This window comes from Oryzifoliimicrobium ureilyticum (assembly GCF_037199735.1).
GTDB classification, from domain to species: domain Bacteria; phylum Pseudomonadota; class Alphaproteobacteria; order Rhizobiales; family Rhizobiaceae; genus Rhizobium; species Rhizobium ureilyticus.
Genome location: NZ_JBBBVQ010000023.1, coordinates 46,401 through 70,250, shown reverse-complemented (window position 1 = coordinate 70,250; position 23,850 = coordinate 46,401). Strand labels below are relative to the sequence as shown.

The window sequence follows — 23,850 nt, the reverse complement described above, 5'->3', positions numbered from 1 at the left end:
AGCCAATAATGGCCGATTCTATCCGACCTGCACGCAAAACAAAAAAACCTGTCCTCTTGGATAGAATAAAAACCTTTGTCGATGATTTGGCCAAGATAAAAGGCAAGCCTTCCTCGGCCCAGTGGGAAAGCCGCCTCAAGCGTGCCTGGGCGGCCGAGATAGAGTATCATATCAAGAACGGTCGAACGCAGAAGACGATCGAGCTATATATTGTAAAATATAGACAGGCTATCAAGTCGGCATATGGCGAAACGTCTCCCTTCCTTGCGTACTGCAACATGAAAAACCTCAAGGAGCGATATTCCGAAAGCGAGATCACGCCGCCTGCGGCAAAATCTGCCAACATGCCTCCTTCAGTGACAGTTGCGCCCGTCGGCCGAAAGCCAACACTAAAATGGCAGCTGGAGAGCTTCATTCAAAAGCTTGAAAAAGCAAAGAAAGAAGCCGAAATGCGAAAAATCTGGAACGAAGAACTCGAGAAGCTGGCCGGCAAGTCCGAAACGACCCTGATCTCCTATATCACCAAATACAGAAACCACATTAAGCGGTTTTTAAGCCAGGATCATCCTGCGCTCGAATTCGTCATCGGCAGCAAGGATCTCTACGAGGACGCCAGGAAGCGAAAGCTTCAGATTATAGCGGATAAAAATGCGGCGCTTATCCTTTTCAAATCATGGAAAGAAGTGCTCAACATCTGTATTGAATGCCTCTCCTCAAAAGATCCTTTGATCATCGGTATAGGTCTCATCGGGACGACGGGCCGGCGGCCTTTCGAGGTCTTTACGCAAGCTCAATTTTATCCGGCCCCCTATGATAAGGGCGTCTCCAAGTGGAGTGTGCTGTTCAACGGTCAGGCCAAGACAAAAGAGCGGGAAGGTACGAAGTTCGGATTAACCTACGAGATACCTGTGCTCGCGCCCGCGACAAAGGTCCTTGAGGCTCATCGCAGGCTGCGCGAGAGCGCCAACGGCGAGCAATGGAGCAAAATGAACCTAGATGAATTCTCGGTTGCAACTCGCATCCAGCTCAGGGATGCAGTTCTCAACTTGTTTGAGAAAATATGGCCTCCCGAAGAGCCTGCAAAGCCTTATGGACTAAGACATCTATACGCAGAAATCGCCTATCAGAACTTCGCGCCGTTGACCGTCTCCAAAAATTCCTACTACGCGGCTATCCTCGGTCACAACAACAACGACCTTGAGACATCTCTGTCATACATGACTTACTGCCTGCCGGGGGATGTCGAAGACGCACAGACACGTGCAGAGAGGCTGAATAAACGTACGGTATCGCGACTGAAGGAGTTTATTTAGGAGAAACAACGGGCTCGGCCTCGTTAGTCCTCTACCCCCTCCAAAAGTCCATCGTAAACTTGCAAAAGCGCATTGGTGATGGCCTGTCCAAGAGCGTTTCCGGCTGTTCTCACATCATCCTCGGTCCCATCGCGGGCTGCCCTTGCAAGTTCAAAGCCCTCTTCGCTCACAATCAGCTTTGCAACCTCGATTGCCCAAAGCCCAAAGTCGCCACGATTGTCAATCTTGATCATATCATCCATGAAACCGACCCCCATCATTTGATTGGGGGTCTCCCCCCCGCAAGCCGTGATAGTGCTGTGCAGGTGATCGAGCAATGCCTGGATACGCCGTGGTCAAAATTTTCCCGGTATGTTGCTTGACACCGAAGCTAACTTGAAGACGGATCTATAAATAGCAGAAAGCTTCGCATATCTTTGAGGAATGGCTCCGCCTGTGACCTTTCCTGGAATGCTCATAGTTTGGGATGAAGCATGCACCTCATTCTGCGCATCGTTATAGCAATCGACCTCGTAGCCTCGGTCTTAACTGCTGATCGAGCGTTAGCCAATGACCGCGCAGAAGACTTCGAGCACTTTATCAGCGCGGCATATCCTATCTTCCTCGCTAAAGTCGGATTGTGGGAAACCAGTCCCTCCGACAGAGAAGCACTGATCAAAGCGGCGGCCTCCGGCCTGTCTGCCGTTGCACCTGCGGACTGCGACGGCGCCAAATTCAAGAATGATTTTTGCGGGATGTCGATGAAAACCGAGCCTTCATCTTCGATGGAGCCGAACATAAAGGCCGAAGAAATCTTTATGACAAGACCCTATCTCAATGATGGCCCCAAGCGCGGTGACATCATTGTGTTTTCTCACCAAAGTCAAACGGAAAAGCAACCGACGCTTTTCGTCAAGCGCTTGATTGCCGTTCCTGGGGACCAAGTTGAACTACGCCATGGGCTAATCTCAATCAACGGCAAGAACTTGAAACAAGTCCCAACCAATAACTCAATGACGGACATTTATGGAAATCGAGCCAAAATCTTCACTGAGACGAATCTCGAAGGAAGGCAGTACGAGATTGCGGTGACGGATAAGGCCCCACCGGGAACGGATGATGTCAGCCCTTTCACTATACCAGCCGGCAAATATTTCGTCCTCGGGGATAACAGACATAATTCCGTGGACAGTCGCTTACCCAACTTATTCGGAGGGGACGGGCTTGTGTCCGGGACGGATATTATAGGCCAAGCAGTGGTGATTTTTGTGTCTCGGGAGCCGCGCCGCGCCGGCAAAATCATCGAGTAAGTGGGTGCTGCCTTTAAGAAAAGGTGACAGCTTGCATTTCACCGAGGCTTCGGCTCCAACGGGCCGCTTCGTTTGTCGCCGGAAGCGTTAATCAGGGCTTGCGCTCCCTCTATGTTGGTCGCTAAGTCCTCTCGCCAACGGAAAACATCCTTTGTTGAACACCAACTTCGAGCCAACAAAAACATCAGCGTAAAAGGCAATTCAATGACCGGACGTCTTTCTCTTCCCCGTGACCGGATTTCTGTGCTCTTGCTGGAAGGGGTCAGTCAAACCGCCATTAATTATTTTACGTCCTCCGGTTATGTGAACCTTACCCATTTACCAAAGGCTTTGGATGACAAGGATCTGAAAGCCCAAATTGCTGAAGCACACATTATCGGCATTCGATCCCGCACCAACCTTACAGATGAAATTTTTAATTCTGCCAAAAAGCTCATTGCAGTTGGCTGCTTTTCGGTCGGGACAAACCAGGTTGATCTCGATGCGGCGCGTCGGCGCGGCATACCAGTCTTCAATGCGCCCTATTCAAATACCCGCTCGGTCGCCGAACTGGTTATTGGGGAAATTATCATGCTGACCCGACGGATTTTTCCGCGGGCTTCTTCTGCTCATCAGGGAGGATGGGACAAGTCTGCCGTCGGCAGCCGCGAAGTCCGCGGCAAGACACTTGGGATTGTCGGCTATGGCAACATCGGTTCGCAACTCAGCGTTCTGGCCGAAAGCATGGGCATGATTGTCCGCTACTTCGATCCTTCTGATAAACTTCGGCACGGCAATTCCGAATCGATGGCGTCACTCGGCGAACTCTTGGAAATCTCGGACTTCGTGACCATGCATGTTCCCGAAACGAGCTCCACGCAAAATATGATCACGGAAACTGAGCTGCGCCGGATGAAAAAAGGTGCCTTTTTCATCAACAATGCGCGTGGCACGGTGGTCGATCTCGAAGCCCTCGCGAAGGTGTTGAAAGAAGGTCACCTTGCAGGTGCGGCAGTCGATGTATTTCCGAAGGAGCCGGCATCCAATAGTGAAGCGTTCGTAACGCCCCTCCAAGGCATAGACAATGTCATTCTGACGCCACATATCGGCGGATCGACGGAAGAGGCTCAAGAACGCATCGGGTTGGAAGTTTCCAGAAAGCTGGTCGAATATTCTGATATTGGTTCGACACTTGGTGCAGTCAACTTCCCACAGGTTCAGCTGCCCCCACGGCCGAATGGTACGCGTTTCATCCATGTTCATGAAAATCGCCCGGGTATCCTCAACAGCTTGAATACGATCTTGTCGGCCCGTGGGCTTAATATTGTTGGAGAATTCCTGCAAACGCACGGCGATACGGGTTATGTCGTGATCGAAGTTGAGGGCATCGACGAGACGGCAAATGATGTGCTCGACGAAATCCGTCAGCTTCCAGGAACGATCCGTGCTCGACTTCTCTATTGAAGACGCGGCTCTCTGGCTTGGTCTTCGCCGGGTGTGTACTTAATCAAGACCTGCTGGTCACGTCCTGAAACGACTGCTGCCATGACCCGAATGTCGGACGCAAAGGTCCAGCACGTCATGGCATCATCATCTCTAGGCTACAATTGAACATTCTCGAGATCTTCCCCATCTAGGCTGGAATGGCGAAAAAAGAAAAAAGCGATGTTGAGCTTCTGAAGACTTGGCGGCTGCCGCCGACAGCGACGTTAGGTTCGGCTGTGCGTGCGAAGGGCATTCTTCTTGAGCTCCGTGCTAGGCTACCTTCCGCCACCAAGAAAGCACTCGATCTCGATGCAGGCGAACTCACCCTCGTCCTGCCGGCTCAAGCAAAAGCTTTATTCAATGCGACATCGGCTGCAATCACTGACGCGCTGAAAAGCCTCGACCAGATTCCGGTAATACCGCGTGAAATTGAAGATATTTTGAGTATTACGACGACTGAACGTCATCGCTGGCTAAATGACGGCCGCCTTGCAAGCGCCGGCATCCGAACGGTGAGGTTGCGCGGCAGGGCAAAGAAGATCACGTTCCATGTTTTCGACCCGAAGTTTGTCGAAGATCTTCTTGATCGCGGAGCAGTCGACGAGTGGCGAGAACAAGACGCTCTTGCAAAGATCGAGAACCGCCGCCGAGCCGCCTATCAGGCAAAGCTTACGCGTTCCCTGAGGAAGCAGAGCGCAACATCAAAACCCCATCATGACGACGTCGAGAAGGCCGCGAAGGAACTTCTCGACTGGGATCAATTCGGAAGCGAAGGACTGCTTCGCTGAACGGCCGGTCAACCTATGACAGCTGACCGAGCAACATGCTATCTCTTATCGTGAGGCCTGCGAGCCATCGACATAAGCGCGCCATCCACCCAAGTCGGTGACTTCGAGAGCGTCCTTGACGGCATAGGATTCGCAGAGGAACCCGGAAACCTGCGAGCCATCATCCAACGTTACCTTGCCGATGCCAAGCGGTGCCGGGATGTTCTGAACGAAACGACCAAATGCAGCAGGTGTTACCTTCCACACTTCGACTTCAAGACCCTTACCGGAATAGCCGGGCTCATGAATAAGCCCCGGCTTCGGCGGGCTTGTGTTCGGCAGAACAAAGAGACGATAATCGCGTGCCGTCCGGCATACCTTGACAAACTTACCTCCAGGCCCAGTGAGTTCGTGATTCAGCGGCATGCCGGTCAGATGAGCACCAACGACCATGATGGAAACAAAACCGTCGTCGGTTTCCACAACCTTCGAGGCTTCGGGCAAGGTCGCCGTTTGATCTTTTCCCAAGCCACATGCAGCAGCTCTGTGCATTGCATCGGCAAAGGGTGCAAGCGCATCATCTGAAAATGCAGGCCCGAACAGCGTCACCCCGCTCGGCAAGCCATTCGATCCAAACCCGCCCGGAACGGCGATGGCTGCATAACCGAAAAGATTGGCAAAGTTGGTGTAACGGCCAAAATGGCTGTTCTTCACGATAGGGTCGGCAAGCATATCATCGACCTTATAGGTGGTCGGCGACGTAGGCAGCATCAAAACGTCCAGCTTTTCCCATTGCGCTAGAGTCTTTTGCCGAAGATGACCGAGCCTGTACTGCCCCTCAAACGCTGCAACCGCGTCGTAAACCTTTGCTCCCTCTATGATCTTGCGGACAGTAGGATCGAAGTCCTCAGCATTCGTCGCCAGAAAGTCCTCCACTGCCGCAAGCCGTTCAGCAACCCAGGGGCCGTTGTAGAGAAGTTCCGCCGCCTGCCGAAACGGTGCATAATCGAAAGGAATAATGGTCGCGCCTAACGACTTCGCTCGCTCGATGGCAGCATCATAGAGAGCTTCAACGTCAGCATTCCCAAAGAATTCCCGTTCCGATCCGGCAAGAACTCCGACACGCAACCCGCTTGCTGGCAAAGTCGTAGGAAGCGCCTTACGGGAAAACGGATCATCTGCATCAAAGCCGTCCATGATTTTGCGGACAGCGATACCATCACCAACAGTTGCGGCGAAAATCGTGACGACATCGACGCTGCGGCAAGCCGGCACGACTCCGGAGTTTGGGACGAGACCGGGCGTAGGCTTGATGCCGACAAGATTGTTAAAGGCGGCGGGGACACGGCCGGAACCTGCAGTATCTGTTCCCAGGGCAAAACTAGCAAGACCTGATGCGACTACCACGGCCGAACCCGAAGACGACCCCCCAGAGACATAGTCTTTGTTGAAAACGGATCGTGGAGCACCGTAGGGAGACCGCGTGCCATTCAGTCCTGTGGCGAACTGGTCGAGGTTTGTTTTGCCGATGACCAATGCACCAGCGTCCTTCAACCGCGCGATGACGGTTGCATCTTGGTCGGGATCGTAAGCAAAAGCGGGGCAAGCAGCTGTCGTCGGTAGGCCGGCGACATCGATATTGTCTTTTGCGGCGAATGGGACGCCCCAAAGTGGCAGGCTGTTCGGCTCGGGCGCGCGTGCCAACAGAGCCCGTACCGCTGCACGAAGGTCGTCATCCGGTGTCTCGGTGATGAACACCGCAGGATCTTCTAGGTCTCTGCGCCGCCGGATAACCTCTTCCACGACATCGAGCGGTGTCATTCCTGAAGCATAGGCCGTTTTCAATGCAGTAAGATCGAGAATAATCGGCAACATTATAAATTCTCCATTACAACCAGGACATCACCGGCCTTCACATTGCGGCCCGGCGCGACCCTCAAATCCCGCACGCGCCCAGCCGCATGCGTCGTGACGTTAATTTCCATTTTCATCGACTCGATAATCGCAAGCGTCGCACCTGCTTTGACCTGCTGCCCCGTCTCGACGAGCACCTTCCAGACATTGCCGGGCACTGCGGTTTCTACGCCAAAGCAACCTTCGGGTATATCGCCGCCAAGACTCGCGCCACCGGTTTCATCGACCTGAAAACTGTCGAGTCCTTGCTCCTTCCAACGTTGGCGCTCCGCCTCAAAAGCGCTCTGCTGTTGTTGCTTGAATTGAGAGATATTGCCCGCGTCAGCAGCCATCTGTGTCTCGTAATCCGAATAGGAAAAGACACCCTCATCGATCCGCACAGGATAGCCCCCATGCGGGAAAGCAGCACGCGCCTCCGTCAACTCGTCATGGCTAACAGGAAAGAACCTGATTTGGTCGAAGAAGTCGAGGAGCCACGGTTTGCCTTTGGCGAAGACATCCGTTTGCCTCCATGTATTCCAGACCTGGATTGTACGACCGAACAACTGGTATCCACCCGGGCCTTCCATACCGTAAATACACATATAGGCGCCACCGATGCCAACCGCGTTTTCAGGAGTCCATGTCCGAGCAGGGTTATATTTGGTCGTGACGAGCCGATGACGCGGATCGATGGGTGTGGCAACCGGAGCGCCGAGATACACATCGCCGAGGCCCATAACCAGATAAGAAGCGTTGAAAATCGTGTCCTTGACAGCTTGTTCGTCTGCAAGTCCGTTGATGCGACGGATAAATTCGATATTGGATGGGCACCAAGGTGCGTTGGGGCGAACCAACTCTTGATATTTCCTCATCGCAAGCTGTGCATCCGGATCATCCCAGGAAAGCGGAAGCCAGACGGTGCGGCTCGGGACTTTAACGGAAGAAGCGGGCGGCAGGCTATCCTCTATCTCGGCAAGGATGCCGAGCAATCGAGTTCGTGAGAGAATCGTGCTGTCGTAGTGGATTTGCAACGATCTTATTCCCGGCGTGAGGTCGATCAAACCCTGCAATCTTGTTGCTTTAACAGCTTCCATCAAAAGATGCACCCGCATGCGGATGCCGATGTCTAGCTGCATAGCGCCGTACTCGACCAACATATTGTCATCGCCCTGCCGACGATAGACCACAGGCACCGTGCCCTTCGACTGAGACCCGAGGATAGGCGAGCCTACGGCGCCGACAGGCATATGGCTTCTTTGAAGTGTCTTGTCCTCGTCACGATTGACCGGATGAAACCGTATGGTGTCTCCCGGCTTGAACTGACCCATCTTCCACAGGTCTTCACGCGCGATCACCGCCGGGCAAACGAAGCCGCCGAGGCTTGGTCCATCCGGTCCCAAGATGATCGGCATGTCACCTGTGAAATCGATCGCGCCGATGGCATAGGCATTGTCGTGCAGGTTTGAAGGATGCAGCCCTGCTTCTCCCCCATCGGCCCTCGCCCATTTAGGCGCCGGGCCAATCAGGCGCACACCGGTTCGCGCCGAATTGAAATGGACTTCGTAGTCGGTGGAGAACAAAGTCGCGATATCGTCATCGAGAAAGAAATCGGGAGCGCCATGCGGACCGTAGAGAACCGCGACCGACCATTGCCGTGTCAGCTGCGCCGGCTCGTCCGCGGGCTTGGTACCCATCTGTTCCGCGCGTGCTAGGCGCAGAACATGACCGGCACGCAGGATTCCCGTGGCGTTGCCGCCAAATTGACCGAGACCAAAGGTGGTGCGCGACCCCATGATGATAGGTGCATCAAACCCGCCAGAAACCGCAAGATACGCACGCTGTCCCGCGCCTTTAATCGACCCAATCGCAAGAGTTTGACCGGACTGCACCTTAAAAGGTGTTTCATGCATTACCGGCGAGCCGTCCAGGGTCATCGGCATGTCAGCGCCCGCCAGAGCCACTACTGCGTCGGAATAGAACTTCAGCGTCGGCCCGGACACCGTAAGTTCAAGAGCTGCAGTATGATCATGATTCCCGACCAGCCGGTTGGCATTGCGGAATGAGCGTTCATCCATCGGACCGGATGGCGGCACACCGACATGCCAAAGCCCCAACCGGCCGGGAAGCTCCTGCAGGCTCGATTGTGCGCCAGGCGTCAACACCTCGACGACATCGGGAGAGAATGCAAAATCCTTTAGGGCTGTTGTGGCGACATTGGCGCTCTTGAAAAGATCGGAAGCGGCAATTGCCTTCAGGTAATCGAGGTTGGTTTCGATCCCGCAAAGCGATGTCTGAGAAAGGGCCGAGGACAGAGCCTCTATCGCCATATTTCGGTCTTCGCCAAAAACGATGATCTTGGCGAGCATGGGATCGTAAAAAGCAGAGACCTCAGTTCCGGTTTCCACCCAGCCGTCAACCCGGGCTTCGGTCGGAAACTTCACCTCCGTCAGAAGCCCCGCACTGGGTCGAAAACCCGCATGCGGCATCTCAGCGTAGACGCGCGCCTCGATAGCCGCGCCTTTTGGAACAAGCTGCTCACGTCCCGTCAGAACATCTTCCCCGACGGCTTGACGGATCATCCACTCGACTAGATCCACACCAAAAACTGCTTCTGTGACCGGGTGCTCGACTTGGAGACGCGTGTTGACTTCCAGAAAATAGAATTCCTCGCGAGCCGCATCGTAAATAAATTCGACAGTTCCTGCCGAGGCATAGCGAACGGATTGTCCAAGCGATACCGCCGCCGCATGAAGCCGATGCCGCACTGTGTGAGATAGTCCTGGCGCTGGCGTTTCTTCGATGACTTTCTGATTGCGCCTTTGCAGCGAGCAATCGCGCTCGCCGAGTGCAACAACCCGTCCCTTGCCATCTCCGAAAATCTGTACTTCCACATGCCGTGCTTTCGCGACGAAACGCTCAAGATAGACACGTGCATCGCCGAAACTTGCTTTGGCGGTGCGTTGCACGCTATCGAAAGCCGCTTCGAGTGCTTCGGGAGTATCGCAGAGCTGCATACCGATACCGCCGCCTCCCGCAGTAGACTTTAGCATCACGGGATAACCGATCGCCTCAGCGGCAGTCAGGGCTTCCTCACGGGTTTCAAGGAGCTTGGAACCTGGCAAAAGCGGAACGCCGCTTTTTTCCGCCAGTTCGCGCGCTGTATGCTTCAGCCCGAAGGCAGATATGTTTTCGGGCGTCGGACCGATGAAAACAATACCCTCCTTCTGGAGTCGCTCGGCAAACCCAATATTTTCCGACAGGAAACCATAGCCTGGATGAACCGCTTCGGCTCCTGTCTTTCGGCAAGCAGCAATAACCGCCTCTACATCAAGGTAGCTTTCGGCAGCTGGCGCAGGCCCAAGTCGCACAGCTTCGTCAGCCATAAGCACCGCTTGTGAAAACCTGTCTGCATCGGAATAGACAGCAACACTGGCGATCTGCATCTTTTGCAGTGTCTTTATGATCCGCACAGCGATTTCGCCGCGGTTTGCAACCAATACCTTCTTGAACATCACGCGGCCTCGCCGTCCCATACCAGGACTCTGATTGGCGTAGGGTCAAAGCCGTTACAGGGATTATTGATTTGCGGGCAGTTGGAGATAACGAGCAGCACGTCCATGTGTGCAATCAGCTCAACGTAATCGCCAGGAGCAGATATGCCATCGACAATCGTCATCTCGCCTGATGGCTTGATCGGAACATTCATGAAGAAGTTGATGTTGGGGACGAGGTCGCGTTTGCTCATGCCATGTTTGGAAAGTTCGATGACAAAATTATCGCGGCAGGCATGAAGGTATTTCGTATAGTGACCGAACCGAACGGTATTGCTTTCACAGGAGCATGCGCCGGCAGAAGTATCGTGCCGCCCACAACTATCGGCCGTTACGGTCAGCATGACCTGGCCTTCGTTCGAGATCACTTTCGTTCCCGTCGAAATGTAGGCTGCCCCCTGTTCGCGCATCGTATCCTGGCTTGAATAGCGCTCACTAAAGTCATGTGCGTTGTAAAACAGCGTATCGACAGCCTGCTGGCCGTAGGTGTCTTCAATACGCACCACCTGACCCTTTTTGATCACAGTCGAAAATGGTGCCTCAGCGGCAATATAGTGGTCCTGAACCGTGTTGGACAAAGTGCGGTCAGCAGAGGTTGGGATGAAGTCTGTCATGATCGCCTCCCAATCAAAGCGCGGCGCGAGCGTTGTTTTCAAAGCCGCGAACAGCTTCGGCGGTGGCGGTCCGGCACAAATCATCGGAGCTTGGGTCGATGGCCTTTAGACGGGTGATGGTAACCGGGTTTGGCGCGTAGACAGGGTTGGGATCGAGCGGATGCGGGCAATTTGAAAAACCGACAATCACATCCATTTCAGCGCGTAGATCGACGTAGTCGTCTTCGGACACCAGATCGGTCTTCCATTCAAAAACACCTTCGGAATTGACCCGGACCGGAGCAAACAAACCTAGAGCTGCAGGAATATCGCGCTTATCAAGTCCTGCCTTTGCAGCGATGAGAACAAAATTCTCCCGGCTGTTTCGAAGAGCGGCACCATTGGCACCGGCATATTTCTTGGCGTTGGACGACGCTGACGAGCCGCCCACTAAGCAGTCATGGGCGCCGCAACTGTCTTCCACGATCGAAAACATCACTTTGCCCATATCGGAGAAGATGACCCGGCCCTTGCTTAGGCCTGTTGTCCATTGAACCTTGACACTATCGGGCAAATTCATGCGCTCACTAGGGTCGGCAGCGTTCCAGGCAATAAGTGTAATAGTGGAAAAGCCGTCTTCAAGAGCAATACGGATCACCTCATTGGGTTTAAGCCGCGTCCACCAGTACCATCCGCCCGGCAGTTTTTCTTGGTGGATGATCGTATCGGAAGCGATGGCCGGTGCAGGCTTTGTACTTTTCTCCGGAAGCGCCTTTGGTGCAAACTCCAGGCCTTTCTGCTGATGCTCCTCATAGCGCGCTCTGTTGGCGGCAATTTCTTCGGCTGAACGTCGAATATGCATCTTGATCTCCAGTGGACTCGTTGGCCAGGTCGTCCCGGCTATTGACCCTTTGAAGAGACCGGGTCGTCCCGGTCGGGGCGGTAGATGGATGGCACGCCTGCTATACGCGGCGGCCAAATTGTGATGTCGCGAGTGATGGTTGCGCCGTAGCGAAGTTTCTCCTCCGGACGATCACGCGGTCGTTCGAAGGCAACGACGCGGCTCGCAAGGGTGAACGCCTCTCGCATGTCATGCGTCACCATCACCACCGTCATCGGTGCTTCATGCCAAAGCTTCTTCATCAAGCTGTGAATTTCAGCACGGATACCAGGATCGAGCGCGCCGAAAGGCTCGTCGAGCAAGAGGACTTTCGGTCGCATGATGAGGGCCTGCGCCAAAGCAAGTCTCTGCTGCATGCCGCCAGAAAGCTGCGCGGGATACTTCTTTTCGGTACCAGACAGTCCGACAGCAGCGATCATTTCGCGTGCCTCGTCCTCGGCTGCACGCCGAGCTGCACCAAAAAGGCGTCCCGCAATACGTGACGTCTTCAGCTCCTTGCCGAACATGACATTGCCGAGCACAGTCAAATGCGAGAAGACGGAGTATCGCTGGAAGACAACGCCTCGATCCGGTCCAGGCTCGCGAGGAAGCGGGCTGCCATCCAATAATATCTCGCCTTTCGTCTGCGTTTCCTGCCCTAAAAGCATGCGCAGGAAGGTCGACTTGCCGCATCCTGAGGGACCGACGAGCGCAACGAAGGCACGGCTTTCGATTTCGATTGAAACATTTTCGAGAACGATCTGGTCGCCATATTCTTTCCAGAGGTTTTTGATGGAGACCGCACTCATTTGCCTTTCTCCAGTTCGGACCAGGGAAAGATCGCAATGCGCAAGCGATCAAGGAGGAGGTCGGCAACAACCGCGAGCAATGTGATCCAGATCACATAGGGAAAGATGACATCCATGGAGAGGTAGCGGCGCACCAAAAAGATCCTGTAACCGAGACCGCTATCGGCGGATATTGCCTCAGCGGCAATAAGGAACAACCAAGCGGGACCCAGTTGCAGACGCAGAGTCGTGATCAGGCGTGGAAGGATCTGAGGCAGGACGACACGCAATGCAATCTGCCAAGACGAGGCCGATAAGGTTTCGGCTTTAACGATCTGTTCGCGTGGGAGAGACGTTGCGGTCAAGGCCAGATCGCGGACCATAATCGGCGTGACGCCAATGGCAATGAGCGCAATTTTCGATGCCTCGCCCAATCCCATCACGATGAAGAGAATTGGCAGCAATGCCAGCGGTGGCACCATGGAGATTGCAGCGACAAACGGGGAGAGAAGCGCTCGCGCATAAGGCAAGATTCCGATGATCAGCCCGACGATTAGTGCAATCAGCGTGGCAATGCCAAGACCCGCTCCGAGCCGCTCCAAGCTCGCAAGCGTGTCGGACCACAGGAGGATTTCACCCGTACGCGTATCTGGCATCAGGGCCATTCTATTGATCGCCTCGGCGAGCCCTGAAAGACCTGGCAACAGTTTATCATTCGGATTTGCCGCTAAGCGCTCGACTGAGCCGATCGTGTAGGCGACCAGCAATAGAGCGAATGGCAGCACGGCAAGCGTGAGCTTCGATCCGTTCCCTGGTTTTGCGTTGATCCAGCGCATTGAGTCTCCTCACCCTTTGGGGGAGGACGGGCCAAGCCCGCCCTGCAGTCATCTCAAAGAGCGCCGTCTGCAGCGGCTTTCATATATGTTCCCGTAAAGCGCAGCTTGACGTTCGCCTTGTCTCCGAGAACCGTACCGTCAGGCATTTCAATTCCGATCACATCTGCCGAGGGCGCACCACTCCCCAACAGCCCCTTTGAGAAAAGGAATTGCCGGACGAGATCCATAGTCTTGGCAAGGCTCGGCGATGTGGTGAAGGCCAGGGCATCGGCAGGCTTATCGAAAAGCTTGGTCGCTGCCATCTGCGATTCAAATCCCTTGAGATCCGTGCCGGACGCTGTCCCCATCGCCGTTCGCGCTGCTCTTCCTTCATCAGTATCGGCGACCATAAGCTTCATCGTATCGTACCAGATCCCAACGAGCGCTTTTCCAAAATCGGGATTATCCTTCAGGACCTCGCTGTTCGCGACCATAAGATCGATGATCTCGCCCGGGATTTTGGAACTGTCGAAGACCTTCTTTGCGCTCGGATCTTCCAAGATGGTTGAAACCAGGGGATTCCAGGTCACAACAGCCGAAACATCAGGGGTCTTGTAAGCGGCGACCATATCGGCGTCCGAGGTGTTGACAACCTTTACGTCACGCTCCGACAAACCGATACTCTCAAGGGCGCGGGCCAAGAGGTAATGCGAAACGGAAAACTGCACCAGATTGACGTTCTGGCCCTTGATGTCTTCAAGCTTATCCTTGTTTTTGAGAATGACCGCGTCATTGCCGTTCGAAAAATCGCCAACGATAACCGCGGTCGTATCGACGCCGCCCGCTGCCGGGATCGAGAGGCCATCCATATTGGTCAGGGTCACGGCATCGAATGCTCCCGCCGTATATTGGTTCATCGACTCGACGTAATCGTTGAACTGGGTCACGTCGATGTTGATGCCATATTTGTCGGCCCACTTCTTTACGATGCCATGGTCCTTTGCATAACCCCATGGCATCCAGCCGACATAGATCGACCAAGCGACTTTAAAATCCTTTTTCGGCGCAGCTTCGGCCGTCAATGGTGCGGCGAGCGCAAGGGCTACGGAAAGAGTGGCGAAAAGCTTTGATATGGTTTGCATTGGCATTCCCCTTTTTGCTTTCATCCAAAAAAGGGATCGGCACGAACCAACGCTGCCAATCCCTTGGCTAACGAGGTCTCCCGGGCTTTTATCCCGCCGTGCACCCTGGCGGAATTTCTCCTCCGCCCGGTGGCTGCTCTTGGACCAGACATGCACATCGCGCACCGGAACCCTAGCGGCCAAACTCACGCTGGACTAAGCAAACGACGTGCCAAGTGCAAAAAACCCATCGAACCTGGTGACCGAAATATTAGCGCAGGGAGTTATGCCTCAACTTTGTGCGGCGTCATGCTTTTGTGCCCAAAGGGAAGGCCTTCGCCCAGCGGGAGCGCTCGCTGAAATGGATATCATCCGTCATTTGCGCCCTCCAATGACGGTTTAAAGCTGAGAAACCGGCGCCGCGCATTGAACTTTGCGTCTTCCATCCCAATCTGTGTTGGGTGACCGGAGCCCTAAGATGCTTTACTCCTGCCTGATCGTAGCCCTCATTTTCTTGACCTTTACGGTTAGTCGCTTCTTTTTCGTCAAGACGCGCCTTATCGAGAAGAAGATAGACGAGGTGATATCGCGGAAGCTTTCCGCATCTCCCGTCTCGGCCGAATTGAATAGGCTGAAAGAAGAGAACGGCGTCATGCGCAACCTGTTGCTCGACATGCTTGAGAACGAAGCGTCGCTTTCAAACACAACCCGAATGTCTGAGACGGAAAAGACCCGTGCTCTCAGTTCCCGTGTCCAGCGCCGTCGCGAGATATGTGGAGAAGCTCTTCTGGCATTGCAGCATTCAGAGGCGCGAAGCATGCCTCAGCTTTTTAAGACCCACAGTGCAAAACGCTGATCAAAAAGCGGGTAATGTGTCCGCTTTCCCCGTCACCTCACTCGAACGTTCGAGTTCAATGACTTAGGCTTCAGCTGCCTCCGCGGCGCGACTAATGGGATCATGAGCAAGGTAGTCACGCGTGATCGGCAGTGCATTGTTGCGTTTGCAGATTTGAATCTGGAAAACGACAAGATCCTCATAAAGAAAGGCCGCTTCCGCGGTTGAGAGGTAGTATTCCCACATCCTGCAAAACCGTTCATCGTAAAGACGCGCGGCATCTTCCCACCGCTGCATGAAGCGATGGCGCCAATGCGACAGTGTTTTGGCATAGTGCAGACGCAACACTTCGACGTCGGTGATCGTCAGACCAGCCTTTTCGACCTCCGGCACGATTTCTGAAAGAGCCGGGATATAACCGCCTGGGAAAATGTATTTATCGAGCCATGGCGTTGTAAATCCCGGTGTAGCGGAGCATCCGATTGTATGCAGAACCATAACGCCATTTTCATCGAGAAGCTCAGCGCACTTGCGGAAAAACTCGCTGTAGGACGAACGGCCAACGTGCTCGAACATGCCAACTGATACAATGCGCTGAAAACGACCGGTGAGCGAGCGATAATCTTGGAGCAGATAATCCACCGGCGGTACCCTGCCATTATCCGCCGCCTCCTGTCGCCGCGCGAGTGCATAAGATAGCTGCTCGGTGGACAAGGTGATCCCAACGACTTGGCAATTTTCTGCCTTAGAAGCCAGATGCAGCGCAAGACCGCCCCAGCCGCATCCGATATCAAGAACGCGGTCGCCCGGTCCCACGCGTAGTTTGACTGCCAGATGCTCCTTCTTAGCCTTTTGCGCATCGTCAAGCGATTGATCGTCATGCTCGAAATAGGCACAGGAATACTGCCTTCCCTCATCAAGGAAGAGCTCATAGAGACGACCATCTAGATCGTAGTGGTGCGCGACATTCTGACGGGAGCGGCTCGGAAGGTTGCGCTGCCGGAACACACGCATATGTGTGCGGAAATCGTCGATCATCCGCGCGATCTTCGGATGCGTTGCATTCTGCGCCTCTCGCAGCATCATCGCAACGAAGTCGAAAAGTGTCCCCCGCTCGACAAGAAACCGTCCGTCCATGTAAAGCTCGCCGAGACGTGCGTCGGCATCAACGAGGAACGCCCACTGAGCGCCCGTATCTGTAAAGCGCACCGCAACCGGCGCTCCACTTCCATCGCCAAAAGTCAAAACAGTACCAGATGCGGTCACGACCGTCAGATGACCGCGTGTCACAATCTTCGAAAGAGCCTTTCTCATGACCCAGTCCGACGTCCTCGACTGCCACTTTGAAGGACGGTTCGTCCCGCTCGAATAGTTCAAAGATTGATCCATGGTAACTGGTCTTTTCAGTCTTGATTGCTTGAACGAGTGACCGGCCCTGGTGCATCGAATCGAGACGAACTGTCCTGACGCGCCGGTGGGATGGTAGCGCAGCCATAAAAGATCGATCTGATGCCTGCCTGAGTTAAAAATGAGCTGAAACTGAAATCCCTATGACAGGTCTGGAACCAGAGAAGAAGATGGCACTTGGTGACCTGGTCTAAAGGTAAAGTTGCGTTGTCTCTGGATCATCACTTCGTGTTAAGCTGCGGCGACGGACGGCGATTCTTTTAAACCTCGTCGGTCGCAGGTAAATGGAATGAGACATATAAAACGTGTTGCCGCCGAAGCGGATATCTCGCAGGCCGGTAAGGCATCTTCCGTCAAAACCCAGGAGATTCTAAGGCGTGTTTGGGGTTATGCAGAGTTTCGCGGGCTTCAGCACGATGTCGTGAAGAATGTCCTTGCTGGACGCGATACACTTGTGCTGTTCCCGACCGGGAAAGGCAAATCGCTCTGCTATCAACTACCGGCACTCTGCCTTGAAGGCACGACCGTGGTTGTATCTCCTCTTGTGGCTTTGATGCGCGATCAAGTCGAAGAGCTCAAGGAGCTTGGCGTCGCGGCGGGAGCACTTTGGTCCGATCAATCTCCCGAAGACGCAGTCGAAGTAAAGCGATCGCTTCGTGCCGGTACGTTGAAGCTGATCTATGTGACGCCGGAGCGAATAGCGGCGGGTGGTTTAGACGCGTTGATGGGCGGCAAGAGCGTTCCCCTGATCGCCATTGACGAAGCGCATTGCATTAGCGTTTGGGGCAACAACTTCAGAAAGGATTATCTTCTCCTCGGGCGGTTGAAGGAGATGTATGAAGACGTTCCCATAATTGCGCTTACGGCCACGGCCGATCCTCATACAAGAGCGGATATCGTCCGGTTACTGAACATCCCGAAGGCTGAGATTTTCATCGATAGTTTCGACAGAAAGAATATCAGCTACGAGATCATGCCCCGCAACAATCCAAAAGGGCAGCTTCTCGATTTCCTCAAGCGCCACGAAGGCGACAGCGGCATCGTTTACTGTCTTTCTCGGAAGAAAGTGGAGGAGACGGTAGAATGGCTGAATGAAAACGGCATCCGTGCCAAGCATTATCACGCAAAGCTCGATCCCGCGGTGAAAGCAGCCAATCAGGACTCCTTCCGCATGGAGGAAGGTCTATGCCTTGTTGCAACGGTCGCATTCGGCATGGGCATCAACAAGCCGAACGTGCGCTATGTCGTTCATCTGGATTTACCATCCTCCGTCGAAAGCTACTATCAGGAGACAGGCCGCGCCGGCCGTGATGGACTGCCCGCAGAGGCATTCATGGTCTATGGAATGCAGGATATCGTTCAACGGCTTCGTATGATCGAGGAGGGTGACACCACCGACCAGATCAAACGGATCGAACGTGCAAAACTCAATGCACTGGTTGGCATCTGCGAGACCACATCATGCCGCCGTCAGTCTATCCTCAACTATTTTGGCGAGACCCATCAAGGCCGCTGTGGCAATTGCGATACCTGTACGAAGCCTATCGAAACCTGGGATGGAACGGAGGCGGCCATTAAGGCGCTTGCCGCGATCTACCGCACCGGCGAACGGTTCGGTGTGGGTCAAGTCATCGACGTCCTGATCGGGAAGGTCACAGAGAGAACCAGAAAATTCGGTCATGTCGATCTTGCTGTTTTCGGAGCCGGTAAAGAGCTGAATATATCAGCATGGCAATCCATTTATCGGCAACTTCTAACGTTAAATCTCATCCGCGTCGAACATGACGAGTTTGGCGCGCTGAAGCTTGAAGATGCCGCAGCTGCTGTGTTCAAAAGGCAGCGGCAGATTACGCTACGGCGGGAGCGAGCCCTTCCTCGCCGCTCCGCAACCAATTCTCAAGGTCCATCCTTTTCTTCACGCTCAGCCCTTTCACCCGAGGATCGTGAGGTGTTTGAAGCGCTTCGCCAGGAGCGCCTGACAATCTCAAAAGAACTTGGTGTTGCACCCTATGTCGTTTTTCCTGACACGACGCTGATTGCCTTTGCAACCATGCGTCCGCGCCGATTGAACGACATGCTGGAAATTTCCGGCGTTGGGCAGACGAAGCTCGCGCGTTACGGCGAGCGCTTCTTAAGGGTTCTGCAGCAAACCTAGGATCATGTTTTTCAGCGAGGCCAACGACATTGCGTCAAAGACGCAGGTTCACAATCGCTGGGTCGTTCGGGCAAGCCTCGATTTTTAGCGAGAACGGATTGAAGGATTAGTTCAGCGCCCCTATCGCGAGGCGGCAAGGAAAGCGAGCTTTGCCGGAATAGCCAGATGCTGGGATAATACAATCTTCTGACTATCGTAATGGTGTTCCACATCCAGGCAGTTCACGGTGCCAAGCAATTGGCCGGCGATCACGACCGGGATATTGATGACTGACCCGCAGCCAAGCGATTTGATGGTTTCATAATCCGGAAAAACCGTCGCGATCTCAGAGATGGTATTTGCGACGAAAGACTGCCGTTGCTTGTGCACAATATCAAACCAACGATCGTAGCGGATAGGTTTGGTGCCCGATACAGGGTAATTTTCCGCATCGGACGTATATTCGCGTCGCGCGACCTCGTTCTTCATATCGACGGTCATAATGGTGAAAAGCTTGGCGCCAATCAGCTTACGCGACAGATCCTGAAGCGCCGTCCATGAACTTTCCGGTGTCGTTTGCTCGGCAATGCTTGTGTCGAAGGCCGCAAGCGCAGCATTGATGTCGTCCTGGGTCATATCGGATACTTTCATTTAAGGGTTATCACGCGCGATGAGAGGCGCTGATCTCCATCAGTTCTCTTGAATATGGCTCGCTCAGCGCGCCGCGTTTCAACTGAGAAATATCAGCAGTCTCGATGATCCGGCCATGCCTCATCACGGCCAGGCGATCGCAGAGGAACGCCACAACAGAGAGATTGTGCGTTACCATCAGGTAGGTGAGATTGCGCTCACGGCGAAGGCGCTTGAGCAAATTGAGGATTTCCGCCTGCACCGATACGTCGAGGGCCGAAGTCGGCTCATCGAGGAGAAGCAGCTTTGGTTCAAGCACAAGAGCGCGCGCGATTGCGACACGCTGCCTTTGCCCTCCGGAGAGCTGATGCGGAAAACGAAACCTGAACTTCCGGTCGAGACCAACAGATTGCAACACGTTCTCGACACGCTCGTTTTGATCGCCAATTTTGTGGATCGACAAGGGCTCGCTCAAGATCGCGTCCACCGTTTTTCTTGGATGCAGCGATCCGTAAGGGTCTTGGAAAACCATCTGGCAAATCTTCGAAAAGCGTTGGTCTATCCCATGACCGCGAGCCTGTCCAAATGCCGTTATCGATCCACTCCAATCCGGGGCCAACCCGGCTATAGCCTTTAGAACGGTCGATTTGCCGGACCCGCTTTCCCCCACCAAAGCAAAACTCTCGCCCGCATGAACATCAAGATTGATCGTGTGGGTGACTTTCGTCCGGCCATAGGAAATATCGACGTTTTGTAACGAAAGTGCGTTCATGGAGCGGCCCATGTCGCTCGATCGAGAACAGGAAGTTCGTCGCGGCTTTCATCAATTCGCGGCACAGCAGCTATCAAAGCGCGGGTGTATGGATGGCGAGCATCTCTAAGTTCACCAGCGCGGCACTCTTCAACCACAAGACCAGAATTCATGACGAGGATGCGGTCGCAATAGCTCGACATCAAATTCAGGTCGTGGCTGATGAAAATGAACCCCATTCCCCTGCGCTTCACCAGATCGTCAATGATGTGAAGAACTTTCGCCTGCACGGAAACATCAAGCGCTGAGGTGGGTTCATCGGCGATAAGCAAGTCAGGTTCCGGGATCAACATCATCGCGATCATGATGCGTTGGCCCATCCCTCCTGAGACCTCGTGCGGGTAAAGCCTAGCAACACGCTCGGGTTCGGATATCCGAACGGCTTCGAGCATGTCGTAGACACGCTTGCGGATTTCGCGGCGCGCCAGCTTTTGATGTGCGACGAGGGCCTCGGCAATCTGTTCCCCCACCGTCATCACAGGATTGAGTGAAAACTTCGGATCCTGCATAACCATCGATATGCGCGCGCCCCTTATAGCGCGCATTGCCTTTTCCGACTGGCGCAAAAGGTCAGTGCCAGCAAACGTCAGCCGATCCGCCGAGACCACACCAGGCGGACGGATCAACCTAAGGATTGATCGACCAGTCATCGATTTACCGGAGCCGCTTTCGCCCACAATTCCCAGGCGCTCGCGCCCGAGCGAAAAGCTGATACCACGAACCACGTCTACGGGTCCGCGCGAGGTCGGGAAAGTTACGCGAAGATTCTCGACAGTCAGCAGCGCTTCCATCAATGGCTCCCTCCGTTTTTGGGGTCGAGCACATCGCGCAAGCCATCTCCGAGAAAGCAGAACCCAAGACTAACGAGAACGATCGCAAAGCCTGGCATTGTGGCAACCCACCACTGATCCAGAATGTAGGAGCGACCGCGCGCAATCATCGCACCCCATTCCGGAAGAGGCGGCTGTGCACCGAGACCAATAAAGCCTAGCCCCGCCGCTGTCAGAATGACGCCAGCCATATCGAGAGAGACGCGAACAATCATTGAGGAGAGGCAAAGTGGCAAGATATCGCTGACGATGACACGGAAAGGGGAAGCCCCTTGTAACCGGATGGCGGCGATGAACTCTGAATTTCGAAACGTCAGTGTTTCGGCGCGCGAAATTCGAGCGTAGCTCGGCCATGAAGTAATGGCGATCGCGATAATCGCATTCTCGATGCCAGGTCCGAGTGCAGCCACGAGGGCGAGCGCCAAAATGAGCTTTGGCATGGATAGAAAGATATCGGTGATCCCCATCAAGATTCGGTCTATCCAGCCTCCAAAATAGCCGGCGACCGCTCCGATCAGCAGCCCCGCAGGGGCCGCCAAAACCGCGACAAGCACGACGATCACCAGCGTAATGCGGGCACCGAAGATAACCCGAGACCAGATGTCGCGACCGAGTTCGTCGGTGCCCATCCAATGCATACCGCTCGGAGGCAGCAGACGCGCACCAAGATCCTGCAGGATGGGATCGTGCGTCGCAATGAGCGGTGCGAAGAACGCTGTCAATATCAGCATGACAATGATGACGATGCCCAAAACTGCGAGCGTATTATGCGCAAGAAGGGTGCCAATGCGGTAAAGTCGCGCCAGTCGCGCATGCATCCGGGAGTGAGGACTCTCATCCGTAAGCCAGTCATGAAGAGTTGCGAACATAGTCTCTCCTAACGGGCCCGCGGATCGAGCAGACGGTAGAGTGCGTCCGAGATCTTATTGATACCGATAAAAACGGCGCCGACGACCAAAGTCGCGCCTAGCACAGCCGCCATATCGGCATTCAGCAGAGCAACGGTTAGATAATTGCCAATGCCTGGCCATGAGAAAATCGTCTCGATCATGACAGAGCCCTCCAATAGGCCAGCGTAAGAGAGCCCGCAAACCGTGATCAGAGGTACCAGAATTGGCCTGAACGCATGGCGCCAGATTACCAGTCGCTCGGGAATGCCTTTCACCCTTGCGGTTGTGACATACTCCTGCGCCAACTGATCGAGCATGAACGAGCGTGTCATACGGGCGATATAGGCAAGGCTGAAGAAACCGAGCACCGAGGCAGGAAGCGCCAAATGTGATAAAGCGTTGAAGAAGATTTCGGTTTCGCCCGCGATTAAGGAATCGACCAGCATTAATCCCGTCACCGGCTCTACCATCCCATCATAGAAGATATCGAGCCGCCCGGGTCCACCCACCCATTGGAGCTTTGCATAAAAAATTGCGAGCCCGACCAGCCCCAGCCAAAATGCTGGGACGGCATAGCCGAAGAGGCCCACGACCCGAATGACCTGATCGATGAGGCTGCCTCTGCGGCTTGCGGCATAAACACCCATCGGAATACCCAAAACCATACCGATGATAATGCCGAGCGTTGCCATCTCAAGGGTTGCAGGGAAAACCCGCTTGAGGTCCTCCAGTACAGGACGACCGGTCGAAACGGATGTCCCGAGTTCGCCCGACATCACTGACACCACATAGCGAAGAAATTGCACGATCGCGGGCTTGTCCAATCCCATGTCGATACGCGCCGCCTCGTAGACTGCCTTAGGAGCCCTATCGCCAACCACGGCAAGAACCGGATCAATGGGTACGACACGCCCAATGAAAAAAGTAATTGCAAGAAGCCCCAGAAACGTGAAGGCGACGGACAAGATAAAGCCGAGGACGCTTCCTGCCACGCGAAGCTCGCGACGACCGCGCCCATCCCAGAAAGGCGTACCAGTCTCGGTCGTCACGGTCTCGGGTTCGAAAGCCAATCCTCTTCCCCTCCTTGCGCTCTATCCCGCGATCCTCAGACGAAATCCAAGTTTGTGGCGCGACCTACAAGATTTCGCTTGGAACATACAAATAATTTTGCTCTCATCAAACAAATTTTACTCGGGATCTAGAATGGCCTTCTCGTCGGAAAAACCCGTTGACAACAGGCAACCTAAACTGGGCGCTCTCATCCGCGCCCGCCGCCGCCAACTGCATCTGACCCTCCAGGAAATTTGCGACGCTGCCGGTATTTCAGTTGGTTATCTCAGTCAGGTCGAGCGTGATCAGGCGACACCATCGCTTGGTACGCTTGCGCAAATCGCCCGTAGCCTCGACGTGGGAATGGACTATTTCATTGCGACGCCGAGCGCAGAAGATGCTCTCACCCGGCAGGACCAACGGCAAAAGTTTTCAGTTGACGGATCGTCCATCCTTTATGAGCGTATTGCCGCAGATTTCGCGGGCAATATCCTCTCATCTTTCGTGCTGAATATTCCCGCCGGCTACCGCTCGGAGACAGTAAGCCACGAAGGCGAAGAGATTTTGTATGTTCTCGAGGGCGCAATTACCCATAAGCTCGATGACGATGAAGTGGTTTTGCACGTCGGCGACAGTTTGCATTTCCGCGGTAGTCGTCCGCATGCCTGGTGGAATTCTTCCGGAAGCTGGGCGCGTGTGTTGTGGACGGGAACACTGCCGCTGTTCCGAGGCCGACCCACCTCCCCCGATAGCAACGACAAACCAAAACATATGGCAGGCAAATAG

The 23,850-nt window shown here is 54.3% G+C and carries 20 protein-coding genes, 1 pseudogene and 1 riboswitch; of the genes and pseudogenes, 7 read left to right on the top strand and 14 right to left on the bottom strand.

Annotation, left to right across the window (positions count from 1 at the left end; translation table 11 throughout):
- The first annotated feature begins 8 nt into the window (after positions 1-8).
- The gene (telA, locus tag VQ830_RS24170) at positions 9-1,313 is read left to right on the top strand and encodes a telomere resolvase TelA (protein ID WP_337270723.1); all 1,305 of its coding nucleotides are present in this window, start codon (positions 9-11) and stop codon (positions 1,311-1,313) included.
- 23 nt (positions 1,314-1,336) lie between these two features.
- Here the strand turns inward: telA and VQ830_RS24165 are convergent, their stop codons facing one another.
- Complete coding sequence (locus tag VQ830_RS24165; RefSeq protein WP_337270722.1) at positions 1,337-1,555, bottom strand: hypothetical protein; 219 nt, start codon at positions 1,553-1,555, stop codon at positions 1,337-1,339.
- A gap of 231 nt (positions 1,556-1,786) precedes the next feature.
- Here VQ830_RS24165 and lepB point away from each other — a divergent pair, with 231 nt between their 5' ends.
- The 3 genes from lepB (at position 1,787) to VQ830_RS24150 (ending at position 4,854) form a co-directional block, all read left to right on the top strand.
- On the top strand, positions 1,787-2,602 hold the full coding sequence (lepB, locus tag VQ830_RS24160) for a signal peptidase I (protein WP_337270721.1): 816 nt from the start codon (positions 1,787-1,789) through the stop codon (positions 2,600-2,602).
- A 204-nt stretch (positions 2,603-2,806) separates the two neighbouring features.
- Positions 2,807-4,045 (top strand): phosphoglycerate dehydrogenase, encoded by a 1,239-nt coding sequence (serA, locus tag VQ830_RS24155; RefSeq protein ID WP_337270740.1) that lies wholly within the window; start codon positions 2,807-2,809, stop codon positions 4,043-4,045.
- A 179-nt stretch (positions 4,046-4,224) separates the two neighbouring features.
- Positions 4,225-4,854, top strand: a complete 630-nt coding sequence (locus tag VQ830_RS24150; RefSeq protein ID WP_337270720.1) for a PWWP domain-containing protein — start codon at positions 4,225-4,227, stop codon at positions 4,852-4,854.
- Between the two features lie 45 nt (positions 4,855-4,899).
- Here the strand turns inward: VQ830_RS24150 and atzF are convergent, their stop codons facing one another.
- From atzF to VQ830_RS24115, 7 genes and pseudogenes are all read right to left on the bottom strand, one after another.
- Positions 4,900-6,708, bottom strand: coding sequence for an allophanate hydrolase (atzF, locus tag VQ830_RS24145; RefSeq protein ID WP_337270719.1), 1,809 nt, complete (start codon positions 6,706-6,708; stop codon positions 4,900-4,902).
- Positions 6,708-10,241, bottom strand: a complete 3,534-nt coding sequence (gene uca, locus VQ830_RS24140; RefSeq protein WP_337270718.1) for an urea carboxylase — start codon at positions 10,239-10,241, stop codon at positions 6,708-6,710. Before uca ends, atzF begins: the two co-directional genes overlap by 1 nt.
- Positions 10,241-10,894, bottom strand: coding sequence for an urea amidolyase associated protein UAAP2 (locus tag VQ830_RS24135; protein ID WP_337270717.1), 654 nt, complete (start codon positions 10,892-10,894; stop codon positions 10,241-10,243). The genes uca and VQ830_RS24135 overlap by 1 nt, the downstream gene beginning before the upstream one ends.
- A 13-nt stretch (positions 10,895-10,907) precedes the next feature.
- Positions 10,908-11,735, bottom strand: a complete 828-nt coding sequence (locus VQ830_RS24130; RefSeq protein WP_337270716.1) for an urea amidolyase associated protein UAAP1 — start codon at positions 11,733-11,735, stop codon at positions 10,908-10,910.
- A pseudogene (locus VQ830_RS24125) lies at positions 11,683-12,562 on the bottom strand (ABC transporter ATP-binding protein). Before VQ830_RS24125 ends, VQ830_RS24130 begins: the two are co-directional and overlap by 53 nt.
- The gene (locus tag VQ830_RS24120; RefSeq protein ID WP_337270715.1) at positions 12,559-13,377 is read right to left on the bottom strand and encodes an ABC transporter permease; all 819 of its coding nucleotides are present in this window, start codon (positions 13,375-13,377) and stop codon (positions 12,559-12,561) included. Before VQ830_RS24120 ends, VQ830_RS24125 begins: the two are co-directional and overlap by 4 nt.
- A 53-nt stretch (positions 13,378-13,430) precedes the next feature.
- Positions 13,431-14,498, bottom strand: a complete 1,068-nt coding sequence (locus VQ830_RS24115) for a putative urea ABC transporter substrate-binding protein (RefSeq protein WP_337270714.1) — start codon at positions 14,496-14,498, stop codon at positions 13,431-13,433.
- Between the two features lie 75 nt (positions 14,499-14,573).
- Positions 14,574-14,685: riboswitch (guanidine-I (ykkC/yxkD leader) on the bottom strand.
- 270 nt (positions 14,686-14,955) lie between these two features.
- On the opposite strand from VQ830_RS24115, the gene VQ830_RS24110 reads away from it, so the two are divergent.
- The gene (locus VQ830_RS24110; protein ID WP_337270713.1) at positions 14,956-15,333 is read left to right on the top strand and encodes a hypothetical protein; all 378 of its coding nucleotides are present in this window, start codon (positions 14,956-14,958) and stop codon (positions 15,331-15,333) included.
- A gap of 63 nt (positions 15,334-15,396) precedes the next feature.
- Here VQ830_RS24110 and VQ830_RS24105 read toward each other — a convergent pair whose 3' ends face one another.
- Positions 15,397-16,626: a class I SAM-dependent methyltransferase gene (locus tag VQ830_RS24105; protein ID WP_337270712.1), complete on the bottom strand. Its 1,230-nt coding sequence runs from the start codon at positions 16,624-16,626 to the stop codon at positions 15,397-15,399.
- 382 nt (positions 16,627-17,008) lie between these two features.
- On the opposite strand from VQ830_RS24105, the gene recQ reads away from it, so the two are divergent.
- Positions 17,009-18,874, top strand: a complete 1,866-nt coding sequence (recQ, locus tag VQ830_RS24100) for a DNA helicase RecQ (RefSeq protein WP_337270711.1) — start codon at positions 17,009-17,011, stop codon at positions 18,872-18,874.
- 120 nt (positions 18,875-18,994) lie between these two features.
- On the opposite strand, the gene VQ830_RS24095 is transcribed toward recQ, so the two are convergent.
- From VQ830_RS24095 to VQ830_RS24075, 5 genes are read right to left on the bottom strand one after another with little or no spacing between them, the layout of a single operon-like run.
- The gene (locus VQ830_RS24095; protein WP_337270710.1) at positions 18,995-19,504 is read right to left on the bottom strand and encodes a GAF domain-containing protein; all 510 of its coding nucleotides are present in this window, start codon (positions 19,502-19,504) and stop codon (positions 18,995-18,997) included.
- A 10-nt stretch (positions 19,505-19,514) separates the two neighbouring features.
- On the bottom strand, positions 19,515-20,255 hold the full coding sequence (locus VQ830_RS24090) for an ABC transporter ATP-binding protein (protein ID WP_337270709.1): 741 nt from the start codon (positions 20,253-20,255) through the stop codon (positions 19,515-19,517).
- On the bottom strand, positions 20,252-21,085 hold the full coding sequence (locus VQ830_RS24085) for an ABC transporter ATP-binding protein (RefSeq protein WP_438618605.1): 834 nt from the start codon (positions 21,083-21,085) through the stop codon (positions 20,252-20,254). The genes VQ830_RS24090 and VQ830_RS24085 overlap by 4 nt, the downstream gene beginning before the upstream one ends.
- The gene (locus VQ830_RS24080; protein WP_337270707.1) at positions 21,085-21,993 is read right to left on the bottom strand and encodes an ABC transporter permease; all 909 of its coding nucleotides are present in this window, start codon (positions 21,991-21,993) and stop codon (positions 21,085-21,087) included. The genes VQ830_RS24085 and VQ830_RS24080 overlap by 1 nt, the downstream gene beginning before the upstream one ends.
- Before the next feature lie 8 nt (positions 21,994-22,001).
- Positions 22,002-23,084 (bottom strand): ABC transporter permease, encoded by a 1,083-nt coding sequence (locus tag VQ830_RS24075; protein WP_438618603.1) that lies wholly within the window; start codon positions 23,082-23,084, stop codon positions 22,002-22,004.
- A 133-nt stretch (positions 23,085-23,217) separates the two neighbouring features.
- On the opposite strand from VQ830_RS24075, the gene VQ830_RS24070 reads away from it, so the two are divergent.
- On the top strand, positions 23,218-23,850 hold the full coding sequence (locus tag VQ830_RS24070) for a helix-turn-helix domain-containing protein (RefSeq protein WP_337270706.1): 633 nt from the start codon (positions 23,218-23,220) through the stop codon (positions 23,848-23,850).